10 protein-coding genes and 1 pseudogene are annotated in these 13,627 nt (G+C 45.4%); 8 read left to right on the top strand and 3 right to left on the bottom strand.

Features of this window, described 5'->3' with window-relative positions:
* Positions 1-536: 536 nt before the first annotated feature.
* Together IQ270_RS22020 and IQ270_RS22015 are read left to right on the top strand one after the other, a co-directional pair.
* Positions 537-4,715, top strand: coding sequence for a PAS domain S-box protein (locus IQ270_RS22020; protein WP_193975340.1), 4,179 nt, complete (start codon positions 537-539; stop codon positions 4,713-4,715).
* 86 nt (positions 4,716-4,801) lie between these two features.
* Positions 4,802-6,112, top strand: a complete 1,311-nt coding sequence (locus IQ270_RS22015) for a cytochrome P450 (protein WP_193975339.1) — start codon at positions 4,802-4,804, stop codon at positions 6,110-6,112.
* Between the two features lie 324 nt (positions 6,113-6,436).
* On the opposite strand, the gene IQ270_RS22010 is transcribed toward IQ270_RS22015, so the two are convergent.
* Positions 6,437-7,027 (bottom strand): chorismate lyase, encoded by a 591-nt coding sequence (locus tag IQ270_RS22010; protein ID WP_193975338.1) that lies wholly within the window; start codon positions 7,025-7,027, stop codon positions 6,437-6,439.
* 245 nt (positions 7,028-7,272) lie between these two features.
* On the opposite strand from IQ270_RS22010, the gene IQ270_RS22005 reads away from it, so the two are divergent.
* The 3 genes and pseudogenes from IQ270_RS22005 to IQ270_RS31295 all read left to right on the top strand — a co-directional run.
* Complete coding sequence (locus IQ270_RS22005) at positions 7,273-8,892, top strand: NAD(P)/FAD-dependent oxidoreductase (protein WP_193975337.1); 1,620 nt, start codon at positions 7,273-7,275, stop codon at positions 8,890-8,892.
* 175 nt (positions 8,893-9,067) lie between these two features.
* Positions 9,068-9,361, top strand: coding sequence for a hypothetical protein (locus IQ270_RS31300; protein WP_228056585.1), 294 nt, complete (start codon positions 9,068-9,070; stop codon positions 9,359-9,361).
* A gap of 21 nt (positions 9,362-9,382) precedes the next feature.
* Positions 9,383-9,889: pseudogene (locus IQ270_RS31295) on the top strand (2-phosphosulfolactate phosphatase); the annotation flags it as partial.
* A 243-nt stretch (positions 9,890-10,132) separates the two neighbouring features.
* Here the strand turns inward: IQ270_RS31295 and IQ270_RS21995 are convergent.
* The gene (locus tag IQ270_RS21995; protein WP_193975336.1) at positions 10,133-10,684 is read right to left on the bottom strand and encodes an acireductone dioxygenase; all 552 of its coding nucleotides are present in this window, start codon (positions 10,682-10,684) and stop codon (positions 10,133-10,135) included.
* Positions 10,685-10,911: 227 nt separating this feature from the next.
* Here IQ270_RS21995 and IQ270_RS21990 point away from each other — a divergent pair, with 227 nt between their 5' ends.
* The 3 genes from IQ270_RS21990 (at position 10,912) to IQ270_RS21980 (ending at position 13,394) form a co-directional block, all read left to right on the top strand.
* Positions 10,912-11,871 (top strand): M48 family metallopeptidase, encoded by a 960-nt coding sequence (locus tag IQ270_RS21990; RefSeq protein ID WP_193975341.1) that lies wholly within the window; start codon positions 10,912-10,914, stop codon positions 11,869-11,871.
* 304 nt (positions 11,872-12,175) lie between these two features.
* Entirely contained in the window at positions 12,176-12,601 is a 426-nt protein-coding gene (locus IQ270_RS21985) for a DUF4359 domain-containing protein (RefSeq protein WP_193975335.1), read from the top strand.
* Between the two features lie 226 nt (positions 12,602-12,827).
* On the top strand, positions 12,828-13,394 hold the full coding sequence (locus tag IQ270_RS21980; protein WP_193975334.1) for a TerD family protein: 567 nt from the start codon (positions 12,828-12,830) through the stop codon (positions 13,392-13,394).
* Between the two features lie 37 nt (positions 13,395-13,431).
* On the opposite strand, the gene IQ270_RS21975 is transcribed toward IQ270_RS21980, so the two are convergent.
* On the bottom strand, positions 13,432-13,627 hold a 196-nt coding region (locus IQ270_RS21975), incomplete at its 5' end, for a glycosyltransferase (RefSeq protein ID WP_368670135.1).

Here is a 13,627-nt window from a genome sequence, read left to right as displayed (position 1 = left end):
GGCCTATGAGAGCACCTTATGTTATTTAGAAATGCTTATAGGTTTATTTAACCTTGACAAATCAGCAGTTATTCTTCATTTTTAATTCATAATTTTTGGGTAAGATTCAATTTAGTTATAGCAATTTCATAAAGTGGTGATACGAATACGAACTCTACCGAAAAAAATTCGATGTCTAAAATAGATATACTAATTATAGCAATATTTTATGAACTTGGTATTGACGCGCAAGGATTTCAGGAATACTGTTATATTAGGCCAAATGTCTAATGCCAAACAGCAACAGCTAGTGCAATATTAGAGATAAGTCCCTTTATACCTGTCTGCCTCTACTAAAATACGCACCAGCTAAGAAGAGATTACTCGCTAACTAAGTAAATCCACTTAAATCTGTAGAGTTTTTGCTGAGATAAACCCAAAGTAAAAAACTATATATTTCGCCAAAGCCTCAAACTTTATAGATAGGAGGAGTATTTGAACACCTTAACCTGGTTTTTAACTGTCCCAAAAACATCAGCTTATTCAAGTAAATTATCATGAAAAATTTATTACAAATACCACTAATTGGCAAAGCCCCTGAGTTATCAATTCTGGCAAAATCTTTGTTAATATATTCTCAGTTTTTGGTGCATATAAAACAGCAAGAAACAGCTTATGTTCAGCTTTATAAAAAAATAAACGAAGCTAAATATTCAGGAATTATTTTACTTTTAATTTTAACAATATTGCTGTTTTCATTCAACTGGTCGTGGGTCGCAAGTAACGGCAATATTTTTTACATAATCAAAAGAGAAATTGCAATTTTGGGAATAGCAAATATTGTCTTGCTGGGGCTAGCTGCGCGATCGCACGCCTTGGCTGCTAAGAAAAACGATCGCCAATCGGGCAAAACCGACAAGTGCGATCGCTTTTTTAGCCTCTCCCCAGATATGCTGTGCATCGTTGGTTTTGACGGTTATTTCAAGCGCATTAACCAAGCCACCGAAACAATCCTGGGCTATGCCCCAGCCGAAATAGTTGGCAAACCCTTCGTTGAATTCCTGCATCCAGACGATCGCCAAGCTACTCTCAAAGAAGCTGAAAGCGTTGCTGCGGGCAATCATACCGTTGGGTTTGAAAATCGCTGGCGGTGTCGCAACGGCTCTTACAAGTGGGTAGCCTGGACTGTTAGCCCTTTCTGCGAAGAAGAATTGATGTACGCGATCGGTCGCGACATTACCGATAGCAAGCTCGCCCAAGAGTCGCTAGAGCACAGCAACTCTATCTTGCGATCGGTGATAGAAAGCACGCCGGATATCATTTTTGTTAAGGATATTCAAGGCCGCTACGCGATCGTAAATACGGTGGCTGCTGACTGGCTGCAAACCTCGGCGGATGCAATGCTCGGCCGCGACGATACAAATTTATTTCCCCCAGAAATTGCCCAGCAAATTATCGAAGGAGACCGCCAAACAATTGCAGGAGGAGAAAATTTAAGCTATGAAGAACTTGTCCCCAAAAATGGAGAAATGCGGACACTGCTAACCACAAAATGCCCTTGGAAAAACGCAGAAGGAAATATTATCGGCGTAGTTGGCGTATCTCGCGACATCAGCGATCGCAAACAAGCCGAAAAAGCCCTGCAAGAAAGCGAAGAACGTTACCGCTGCTTAATTCAAGCCACATCCCAAATTGTTTGGGATATGAAAACCGCAGGCGAATTTGTCACCGAACAAACAGGATGGAGTGCATTCACGGGATCGACTTACGACCAAATTAAAGGATGGGGGTGGATCGATAACATCCATCCAGACGACAGAGAATATACTGCCAGGATGTGGTCTGAGGCAGTAGCCGATCGCAGCTTATTCGCAATACAACACCGCTTGCTGCGGCACGACGGCGAGTACAGGTACATGAGCGCGCGCGCCGTACCCGTATTCAACGCAGACGGCAGCGTTCGCGAGTGGGTGGGCACCCACTCCGACATTACCGATGGCAAAATAACAGAACAACAACTTCAGCACCAAGAAGAATTTTTGCGTAGCATTTATGACAGTGTGGACTACAGCATTTTCGTAGTAGATGTAGGCGCAGACGGAGAGTTTCGCTATAGTGGCTGGAACTCAGCAGCAGAGTTACTCAGCGGCATCAGCAGTGAGTGCGGGCGCGGCAAAACTCCCGAAGAAATTTTGTCAGAGTCTACGGCAGCATTTTTCCGGAATAAATTAAGAGAATGTATGCTAGAAAATAGCTCAGTCTTCTACGAACAAGCTGTTAGTTTTGGCACGACAGAAGTGTGGTCTATCACAACTCTGACTCCGCTGCGAGACGAATCTGGTAAAATTTATCGGATTGTTGGTAGTGCTGTCGAGATTACCGATCGCAAAAAAGCAGAACAAGCTTTAGCAGAACAATTGAAACTTTCCTTGTTCTCCGCAGATGTGGGAATGGCTCTGACTCAAAACCAGACTTTACCTGAAATTTTGCAAAATTGCACCGATGCAGTTGTGGGCCATTTGGATGCTGCGTTTGCTCGGATTTGGACGCTGAATGAAGAGGGAAATGTCTTGGAGCTGCAAGCTAGTTCGGGGATGTACACTCACCTTGACGGCGCTCACAGTCGTATTGCTGTCGGCGAATTCAAGATTGGTTTAATCGCTCGAGAGCAAAAACCTCACCTCACTAATTCTGTGCAAGAAGATGCCCGAGTCAGCGATAAAGAGTGGGCGCAGCGAGAAGGCATGGTCGCTTTTGCGGGATATCCGCTAATTGTGGACGATCGGTTGGTGGGAGTAATCGCCATGTTTGGTCGCCAGGAGTTGACGGAATCTACGCTGATTTCTTTTGCGTCAATTGCCGATTCGATCGCCCTGGGAATCAAGCGCAAACAAACAGAAGAAGCTCTCGCCGCCCAAACACAAACTTTGAGGGGAATTATTGACAACGCTCCGATCTGGGTGTGGATGGCAAATCCTAGCGGGCGAATGTTATTAGTCAACAAAACTTTCTGCGAAGATGTGGCTGTTCCCGAATCAAGATTTTTAGCAGCCTCTCACTATTCCGAAGTTTTGGGATTAGAAGCATCTGCTAACTGCATGGCATCTGACGTGGAAGCCTGGAGCCAAGATACTCCCTCTCATGCACAAGAACTGCTGCTGCTTGCTGACGGCGAATGTCACGAGATGGAGACAATTAAAGCTCAGGTCAAAGATGATTGCGGTAAGGCGATCGGCTTAATTGGTTTGGGTTTGGACGTAACGAAACAAAAAGAAGCTCAAAGACAGTTGCAAGAGTCGGAAGCGAGATTCCGCAAATTAGCGGAACAGGAAACGCTGCTGAACCAACTAGCTAGCAAGATCCGCAAATCTCTGGATTTAGATACTATTTTGGCAACAACTGTACACCAGATTCGCGAGTTGCTGCAACTCGATCGCTGTGTGTTTATTTGGTATGCGATCGAGGCTTCGCAGCCTGTTTGGGATCTGAAATACGAGGCAAAAAATGCCGATTTGCCTTCGCTTTTGGGTGTATATCCTGCGGGTGTGACTGGTTCTCACGCCGAGCGGATTGCCAATTTAGAAATCATTCGGATCGATGATTTTGAGACAGTTACCGATCCTGTAGAGCGGGAGTTTTTCACTAATATAGGATTCCACTCTCTACTGAACATTCCAGTTCAAACATCTACTGGTAAAATTGGGGTAATTTCTTGTAACGCTTGTAGTGGCGTGCGGTATTGGAGCGATGAGGAAGTGGAACTGTTGGTAGCAGTGGGCAATCAATTGGCGATCGGCATTAATCAATCTGAACTCTACACTCAAAGTGTCGATTCAGCTCGGATAGCACAAGAACAAACTGCCCAACTAGAAGCAACTCTGTGCGAACTCCAGCAAGCTCAAACCCAGCTCGTGCAAGCAGAAAAAATGTCGAGTCTCGGTCAGATGGTAGCAGGAATTGCCCACGAAATCAATAACCCGGTCAGCTTTATTTTCGGCAATCTTACCTACACAGAAGAATACACCAGAAACCTGATGAAACTGCTGCAAATGTATCGAGATGAATACCCGGAACCTTCAGCAGCTATTCAGCAGGAAACAGAAGCGTTAGAAGTGGATTTCTTGTTAGACGACTTGCCAAAAATGCTATCTTCCATGCAGGTGGGAGCCACTCGCATCCGAGATATCGTGCGGAGTTTGCGGAATTTTTCTCGCCTGGATGAATCTGACATGAAAAATGTTAACATTCATGAAGGCATCGACAGCACGTTAATGATTTTAGAACACCGTCTGAAAGCTCAGCTTGTTAGCGTAGCGGGTACAGAGTACCGCCACCCAGCAATTCAATTAGTTAAAGAATACGGACAATTGCCGCTGGTGGAGTGCTACGCCGGACTTTTGAATCAGGTATTTATGAATGTTATCGCTAACGCCATTGACGCTTTACAAGAACGGGTGGAAAATCAGGGAATTATCCGCATTCGTACAGAAGTAGAAGGTACTTTCGCTAGGATCGTGATTGCTGATAACGGCCCAGGTATTAGCGATCGAGTCAAGCAGCGGATTTTTGATCCATTCTATACTACAAAACCGATCGGTTCCGGGACGGGGATGGGTTTAGCAATTTCCCATTCAATTATTGTCGAAAAACATCAAGGTAAAATCAACTGTTGCTCGGCGGTAGGGAAAGGCACTGAATTTGCGATCGAGATTCCGATTCAAAGAAGAGAGAATTAAATTAGTTTGTAGTGAGGACTTTAGTCCTCAGAATTTGATATGATATTAAACATCTAAAATCTAAAATCTAAAATCTAAAATCTAAAATGACATTACCTCCAGGCAGTTTCGGTTGGCCGCTAATTGGCGATACCATCAACTTTTTGCGAGATTCCCAATTTGCCAAAAAACGCCACCAACAGTACGGGCCAATTTTCCAAACCAATATCTTCGGACAACCTACCGTGTTTGTGTGCGGTCAGGAGGCGAATTTGTTTGTTTTAAGCCATGAAAATCAGTATTTTGTGGTAAGTTGGCCTCCCAGCACGAAAGCGCTTTTAGGGCCGCTTTCTTTGGCGCTGCAAACGGGTTCTGAACACCAAAATCGGCGCAAGCTGCTTTATCAAGCGTTTCAACCGCGAGCTCTGGCTGGCTACATCGGCGGGATGGAAGATATCACCGGGCGCTATTTGCAAAGGTGGACTCAAATAAGCGAGTTTGCGTGGTATCCCGAACTGAGAAATTATACTTTTGATGTGGCTAGTAAGTTGTTAGTTGGGATTGATAATGGTTCGGAAACGGCACTGGGACATTATTTTGAGACTTGGTGTGAGGGTTTGTTTTCAATTCCTTTAGATGTGCCTTGGACTAAGTTTGGGAAGGCGAAAAAATGCCGGGATTTGCTGTTAGCAGAACTCGAAAATATTATTCTAGACAGACAAAAAGGAGATCCCGGCGGGAATGATGCTTTGGGTTTGCTGATTTGTGCTCGCGATGATGATGGCAATTCTTTGAGTTTGGAGGAGTTGAAGGATCAAGTGCTGTTGCTGTTGTTTGCGGGACACGAAACTCTGACTTCGGCGATCGCCTCTTTTTGCCTTCTCGTGGCTCAAAATCCCGATGTGATGGCAAAAGTTCGCGCTGAACAACAGCAGTTTAGGACTGCTGAACCTGTGACATTGGAACAGCTCAAACAAATGACTTATTTAGAGCAGGTTATGCGAGAAGTGCTGCGGTTGATTCCGCCGGTGGGAGGCGGTTTTCGGCAGGTAATTAAGGCTTGCGAGTTCGGTGGCTACGAAATTCCGAAGGGTTGGAGCGTGCTTTATGAAATTAATCAGACGCATCAAGATATCTCAGTTTATCCCGAACCCGATCGCTTTGACCCCGATCGATTTAGTTTGGAGCGATCGACAAATGCGAAACCTTTTAGTTACGTACCCTTCGGCGGCGGTTTGCGAGAATGTTTGGGGAAAGAATTCGCGCGGTTAGAGATGAAGTTGTTTGCGGCCAAGATTGTTCGGGAGTGCGAATGGGAACTGTTACCGGATCAAGATTTAAATTTAATCCGAGTACCGACTCCGCACCCGCGCGACGGTTTGCGAGTGAAATTTCGGCAAAAAATTACAAGTTTGTAGTTTCGTAGGGTGCGTCAGCGTGGGATGTTTCAATCATCACGCTCAATCTCATAACTGACGCACCATTGATTCGGTGGTGCGTCAGTATTCGTAGGGTGCGTCAGCGTGGGATGTTTCAATCATCACGCTCAATCTCATAACTGACGCACCATTGATTCGGTGGTGCGTCAGTTATGAGATTGTGAGCTTATAGCGTGTCCCTAGCTGACGCACCCTACTTCAGTGACTGGTTCGATCGTTCGGACTTTAGTCCGCATTCATCAAGGACTGAAGTCCGAACGATCAAACTTTATGATGGTTGTGCGATCGCCTACAATATTACAACTACATCGGCCCCAAATACTTAGTTAAATAAGGTGAAAATACCTCATAAATTAGCGTCAACGGCTTACCGTGATGCCAAAACAAATAGTGTCGCCCCCAAAAAGGCCCCGACTGTTGAAAAGCCGACTCCAAAACCACCGACTCACCGCAATAAATGCCTTGCACATCGCGATACAATTCTGTTCGCAGCCGCGCTAAACTTGCCCAAATTGGCAAAGATTTATTTTCCAAATATTCGTCTACATGACTCGCTTCCCACCAAGAAGCTGCATAGGCTAAACGCTGTCCTGAAGCAGTCCGCAGCCACACTTGACGGCGCAGGCGCGGCCCGGGAACAGCGACAATTTGTGCAGGCGCACCGTCTGCGCTGTCACCCACCAACGACATATCGATCACATCTACTTCTGTGGGTTCCCCTGTCAGTAATTGCAGGTGACGGGTGGGGGAACCGTCGCCCAGGAGCATTATTTGCCATGCCGGTGCTAGCTTAGTGTGGGGTAAACCCTTCTGTACTGAGTCTTCTGCTCCTTCCCACAGGGGGTTGAGAGCGTGCCAGGTGCGGCTGTTTTTGGGTGTAAATGTTGCAGTCAAGGGTCTTTACAAAACTTAATTTTTTGTTTATTATAACGCTTCTGTAATCTAAAATCTAAATCTGTTTAGAAACGGGCTCTCCGACCCGTTCCACCATAAAATTGAGTTGTTGTGGAACAGGCATCTTGCCTGTTATTGAATAAAATTGAGTTGTTGTGGAACAGGCATCTTGCCTGTGATTGAGAATGGTGCAACATCTCAGTTAAATCCGTTACCCAATCTGTTGCCGCACTTCCCTCTGCTATATGTTAAGAATAACCGAAATAAAACTCCCCTTAGATCATCCTGAAAGTGCGATCGCCGACAGCATTCTCAAAAAGCTGCAAATTCCCCCGGAAGAATTGCTCAGCTATACGATCTTTAAGCGCAGCTACGATGCTCGTAAAAAAGGGCAAATCCTCCTTGTCTATATTGTGGATGTAGAGACGACACAGGAAAAGCAAGTTCTCGATCGCCTCAAAAAAGACCCTCATGTGATGGTAACACCAGACATGAATTATCGCTATGTAGCCGAAGCGCCGAGCAATTTGACGGTTCGCCCCATTGTGATCGGCACGGGGCCGTGCGGGATGTTTGCAGGGCTGATGCTGGCACAAATGGGGTTTCGCCCGCTCCTTTTGGAACGGGGAAAAGAAGTGCGCGATCGCACCGCTGACACCTTTGGATTTTGGCAGAAAAAAACAGAATTCAACCCAGAATCTAACGCTCAATTTGGCGAAGGTGGTGCGGGTACTTTTTCCGATGGCAAACTCTACAGCCAAGTTAAAGATCCTCAGCATTACGGGCGGAAGGTACTGACGGAACTTGTTAATGCAGGAGCTTCACCGGAAATTTTATATATTAATAAACCGCATATTGGCACGTTTAAGCTCGTAGGAATTGTCCAAAATATGCGAAAGAAAATAGAATCGTTAGGCGGCGAGATTCGGTTTCAAACTCGTGTGGAAGATATTCACATCGAAAATGGCAAAGTGCAGGGAGTAACCACCGCCAGCGGAGAATATATTGCTAGTAATTATATCGTTTTGGCGGTGGGACACAGCGCCCGCGATACTTTTGAAATGTTGTTTTCGCGCGGGGTTTATATCGAGGCTAAACCTTTTTCTATTGGTTTTCGGGTGGAACATCCCCAAACTATTATCGATCGCTGTCGTTTTGGCGAAAGCAGCGGCCACAAGCTTTTGGGTGCCGCCGATTACAAACTGGTTCACCACTGCCAAAATAATCGTTCTGTGTACAGTTTCTGTATGTGTCCCGGTGGTTTGGTAGTGGCGGCTGCGTCGGAACCGGGGCGACTTGTGACGAATGGGATGAGTCAATATTCTCGCAACGAACGCAATGCTAACAGCGGGATTGTGGTGGGTATCACGCCGGAGGATTATCCGGGTCATCCTTTGGCGGGAATTGAGTTTCAGCGTCGCCTAGAAGAACGGGCATTTGAGTTGGGAGGTGGCACTTACAACGCCCCCGGTCAGCTTGTAGGTGATTTTTTGGCGAATCGCCCTTCCACGGCGTTAGGCACTGTGCAGCCTTCTTATACGCCGGGAGTTGTGATGACTGATTTGAGCGAAAGTTTGCCGGATTTTGCGATCGCAGCTATCCGCGAAGCACTTGGGGCTTTTGACAAACAAATTAAAGGATTTGCGATGGATGATGCAGTTTTGACTGGGGTGGAAACGCGCACTTCTTCACCAATTCGGATCAAGCGCCAGGAAGATTATCAGAGTTTGAATACAGAAGGTATTTATCCTGCTGGGGAAGGTGCGGGATATGCGGGTGGAATTCTGTCGGCGGGGATTGATGGAATTAAGGTGGCGGAGGCGGTTGCTTTGAGTATTTTGCGATCTTCAAATCACAAAGTTTGACCTAATTTCAAGTTGTAGGGTGCGTCGCCTGCGATCGATCTCTGAATAAAAGCCCACAATCTACAGGGCGACGCACCTGATATCTCAAATTACCCGAGTAATATCAACAAATCTGGCTGTACCGGAATGATTGAACCGCAGAGGACACAGAGGACACAGAGGAGAGAATAGAAAGATGAATCATACTGTCTCAGATGTTGGTCAATACAAGGGAAAATCAGCAATGTTTTATGAGCAATCAGAATTCGACGTTCGTTGTGAATGGGGAATGCAAGGAGTTGAAAAACTTTCTCTAATCAGCGACGTTGTTATCATTATAGATATGATGTCTTTTTCAACATGTGTAGACATAGCGGTACATAATGGTGCAATAATATTTCCTGATCGTTGGAAAGATGATACTGCTGTTGAATACGCGAGGTTGAAAAATGCTCAACTAGCTAGCTTCAAGCGTCGGTTCTCTGGTTAATTCTCCCTTTCTCCTTCCTCACTTGTTGGTATGGCTGCCAATACTAAGCTCGTTCTACCATCTCCCAATGGCTCAACATTAACGCTTGCAAGTATGGGCAAGCATACTCTGGCGGGGTGTCTGCGAAATTGTTTGGCTGTGGCTGAATATACTGCTCAACTCGGCGGTTCTGTTGCGGTGATTCCTGCAGCAGGTGAAAGGTGGGAGGACGGAACTCTCCGCCCCGCTATTGAGGACTTAATAGGTGCTGGAGCAATTATAAGTTATCTAAAAGGAACTAAGTCTCCGGAAGCACGAGCTGCGCTATCAGTCTTTAAGGATGTTCAACATTGCCTTGATTCTGCGCTATTTAGCTGCTCTTCTGGTAAAGAACTTACCGAACGTGGTTTTAGTGAGGATGTAAAACTTGTAGCTCAATTCAACTGTAGCAACGCTGTCTTGAAACTTCGAGACGGAGCTTATTTAAATCAAAGCATCATTGCCGACAACGTTGTCGAACAAAGTTGTAGGGTGCGTCGCCGGCAATAAATCTCCGAATAAAAGCCCACAATCTACAGGGCGACGCACCTGATATTTTCAATCGCCCCTGTAAGGTTCGTCGCCCCTGCAATTGTCGATCGAATTTAGGGATATTTAATGGCTACACACCCGCTCGATTAGTTATGCAATTCAAGTTTAATTGGTCATCTGTAAGGTGCGTCGCCCTGAGATTGTAGGTAGAATTTAGGGATTGTTCGTGGCGACACACCCGCTCGATTACAACGAACCTTTTTACACAGCAGCTAAGCCCGATCGAACTTTAGTATCCGTATATTCCGGTGTCCAGCCAGTCATAGTGGTAAAATATCGCACAGCTTTAACTTTCCGGGCTGCTGTCAAATAAAACCAGTGTTCCGTATTCGCCGGCACGTTGATAAATTCTTCCGGCTGTACTGTGAGTTCTACTTGACTACCGTCTGGACGCACAAAACCGAAAACTCCCTCTCCTGCTACGATATAGCGCACTTCATCGTCGGCGTGGATGTGACACTTGTTGAATTTGGACAGCATGGTGTCGAGGTTGGGAATGTCTGGATGCAGTACGATTAAGTCTCGCGATTGATAGCCTGCGGTTTCCTTGAGTTGTTGAAAGTAGCTGTCGAGGGCTTGCAGGACTTGTTCTTTTTGATTGTCGTCAAGAGCATCTTTAGCCAGCAATTCGGGAATTTCTGGGTTGTCTCCCACGGGCCAGCGGTTGAGTTGAATGTTTAAAGGAGCAAGTTCGCGCGCAATATCGCTTAGTTGAGTGTATGTTGTACCGTTTTCGAGTCGCAGGATAGCCATTTTTGCACGTTTTGATTTTTGATTGACAGATAGCGAAAGATGTTTGTCGATCGCACCTGTACCAGAATCACAATTTTAACGCCAATTTTTACAGGCAAGATGCCTGTTCCACAATTTTTACAGGCAAGATGCCTGTTCCACAAGAGATAATATTGATAAGTCGGCCGTCAGCTACCACCGCAGCGATCGGCAATACTGATATCTTAAATGTAATTTTTGCAACAACCATGCCTACTTATACTGGAATTTCTAGTGAAGCTTTTCAGCATCCCCTCGATCGCCAAGCCGAAGAAGCGTTACGCAGCGTACCTGGATTTGACTTAATTGCCAGCAAATTTGTAGAATTTGTCTACGAACGACCGCAATTCGTTTACCTAATGGGAAATAGCATCCAAGTCGGCCCGCGTCAATATGCCAGCATTTATCACATATTTCGGGAGTGCGTGCAGGATTTAGATATTTTTCCAGAACCGGGTTTGTTTGTTTCTCAAAATCCCGCTGTTAACAGCTACGCCCTAGGAAAAAACCAGCCATACATAGTGTTAAATACGGGTCTTTTAGACTTGTTGGAAGAGTCAGAAATCAAGGTAGTTCTGGCTCACGAGTTGGGACACATAAAATGCGGCCATCCAACTTTAAATCAAATGGCGATGTGGGCGATGAGCATCGCATCGACCATTGGCGAGATGACTTTCGGGCTGGGAAATATGGTCGGCAGCGGTTTAATTTACGCTTTTTATGAGTGGCGGCGCAAGGCGGAATTGTCGGCGGATCGGGCGGCTTTGTTGGTGACAGATGATTTGAACGGCGTGATGAAAACGATGATGAAACTTGCGGGAGTTAGCAGTAAATATGCTGACCAATGCAGTTTGCAAGAATTTATCCGCCAGTCTGACAATTATCAAGAGCTCGATCGGGACAATCTCAACCAAGTGTATAAATTTTTACTTTACAACGGCGGCCAAGGCGCGATGCTGAGTCACCCTTTCCCGGTGGAACGCCTGCGGTACTTGCGAGACTGGGCCACTTCGGAGGAATACCGCCAAATTAAGCTGGGAAACTACAAGCGGGCTGTGGCTGAGGGTGCGGTTGATGTCAAGTCACAAGCGCCTAACAGCGAGACGGAGGCTTTGCGCCGTCAGATTGAGGAGTTGCAGCGGGAGATCGATCGGCGCAAATCGCGCTGAATCGTCGTTAAACTCTTGTGGAGCGGGCATCGGATCCGCCCCAAACCTACAAACACCTGCCCCAAATATACAAACAGCGGCTCGGTAGGGGCAATCCCCCCGTGGTTGCCCTCCGATCGAGATTATTTTGAAGATTTAGCGGATTTGCCCGAGGGAGGAAAGTAGAAGGAAGGTAGGCAAGTTAGAGACTTACTCGCAACTCCTCTCCAATCTAAAAACTGTCCTCTTCTTTCTGAAATCTGTTTCTGAGAAGGTGTAGTTTAAATCAAGATAAGCTTATAACTCAACCGAGCTAGGAAAAAAAATGATTATTGATAAACCAATGAATACTCACAAGTCTACTTCTAATTTTTTCGGCAATGTCGGAAAAATTGCGCTCGCCCTCACCGTGTTAGCCGCCGGCATGGTATTTACAAATCCTCCGAGAGACAAATACCTAACTTATGCTTCCGGCGTACTCCAAACCGAGTTGGAAAACACTGTGTGCAAGGATTCTCGCGTCCCTGAAGCGTTGAGCGGTGTTGCACAGACGCTGATCGGCAGTTGCAAAAATTTGCTGACTTCGCAGCGCGGATCGATCGAACATTTGCTCGACAATACAACAGAGCGTCAGAACTTAGGTGTTGCCAGCATTTACACAACCCAACTGGGCAAAAAAAGCTATCAAAGCGTTGGAGCTTTCGGTAACTTTGTTACCCTCCCAGCCAGTTCTGAAAATGCTCAAAATTAGGATTACATTAAGTTTAACTTCGCAACCGGGTTTTGTATAAAGCCCGGTTTTTACTTGCGTAATTCTAGGTCACTAAATCTCAATAAATTCCGAGACAGCAAGTACGTATTTTAAATCAAGCCCGGTATCACACGCCAAATATTAAATTTTAATAAAAATCATAAATTGTCATGTCACTTTATATTAAGATCGGCAAGATCAAGTTTTATGTTTGACAAATAAGCAGATGGCAGTCCAATTAAGTAAGGGTGAAAGATTTAACATATCTCAAGCAGCGCCGGATTTAAAAAAAATGGCGATCGCCCTCGGTTGGCAAGTGACAGAGGCAGGACAAAACTACGACATAGATGTCTCTGCGTTTATGCTAGGTTCTGACGGCAAAGTACCCAACGAGAAATATTTTATATTTTACAATAATCTGATATCCTCTGACAGTTCGGTACTGCAATTTATTCCCGACACAAATAACCCAAATAAACAGAATAAAACTATTTACGGCGTTATCTTAAAAAGAGTTAATCCTGAAATTGAAGAAATGACTTTCGTTGTCACCATTCACGAAGCAGAGAAAATTAAGGCAGATTTTAGTAATATCAAAAATGCTTTTATCAAAGTTGTAAATTTAGATACAGGCAGCGAACTTGTTCGGTATGAATTAAAAGAGAATTTTTCGCGAGAGACTGCTGTAGAATTTGGGCGTTTGTATAGAAAGAATGGAGATTGGAGATTTCAGGCGGTAGGGGCAGGATATCAGGCAGGATTGCAGAGTTTTGTTGACAAGTATTGCAGCTAAAATAGTAAGGACGTGTTAATGGCTGAAACGATTGATTTTATTGCTTATTGCTTATTGCTTCTGGTATAGATGACAAAATCTGCTGGTAGGCATCGATGGTTTGTTGGGCGATCGCCTCCCAGTTATAATACTTTTTTGCATACTCTTTGCCATTCAATCCCCGCCGCTGCCTCTCCTGCGGGTTAAGAAGTGCTGATTTGATTGAATTGGCGATCGCCCCTACTTCCAGAGGC

The organism is Microcoleus sp. LEGE 07076, from assembly GCF_015207455.1.
Taxonomy (GTDB): Bacteria; Cyanobacteriota; Cyanobacteriia; order Cyanobacteriales; family Microcoleaceae; genus Microcoleus.
The sequence above is the reverse complement of the archived record's forward strand: the minus strand, read 5'-3'. Positions and strand labels throughout refer to the sequence as shown.

Coding starts and splice junctions, on each gene's coding strand:
- IQ270_RS21985 (WP_193975335.1), top strand. CDS start 12,176: ATGATTATTGATAAACCAATGAATACTCACAAGTCTACTTCTAATTTT.
- IQ270_RS21990 (WP_193975341.1), top strand. CDS start 10,912: ATGCCTACTTATACTGGAATTTCTAGTGAAGCTTTTCAGCATCCCCTC.
- IQ270_RS22020 (WP_193975340.1), top strand. CDS start 537: ATGAAAAATTTATTACAAATACCACTAATTGGCAAAGCCCCTGAGTTA.
- IQ270_RS21995 (WP_193975336.1), bottom strand. CDS start 10,684: ATGGCTATCCTGCGACTCGAAAACGGTACAACATACACTCAACTAAGC.
- IQ270_RS22005 (WP_193975337.1), top strand. CDS start 7,273: ATGTTAAGAATAACCGAAATAAAACTCCCCTTAGATCATCCTGAAAGT.
- IQ270_RS21980 (WP_193975334.1), top strand. CDS start 12,828: ATGGCAGTCCAATTAAGTAAGGGTGAAAGATTTAACATATCTCAAGCA.
- IQ270_RS22015 (WP_193975339.1), top strand. CDS start 4,802: ATGACATTACCTCCAGGCAGTTTCGGTTGGCCGCTAATTGGCGATACC.
- IQ270_RS31300 (WP_228056585.1), top strand. CDS start 9,068: ATGAATCATACTGTCTCAGATGTTGGTCAATACAAGGGAAAATCAGCA.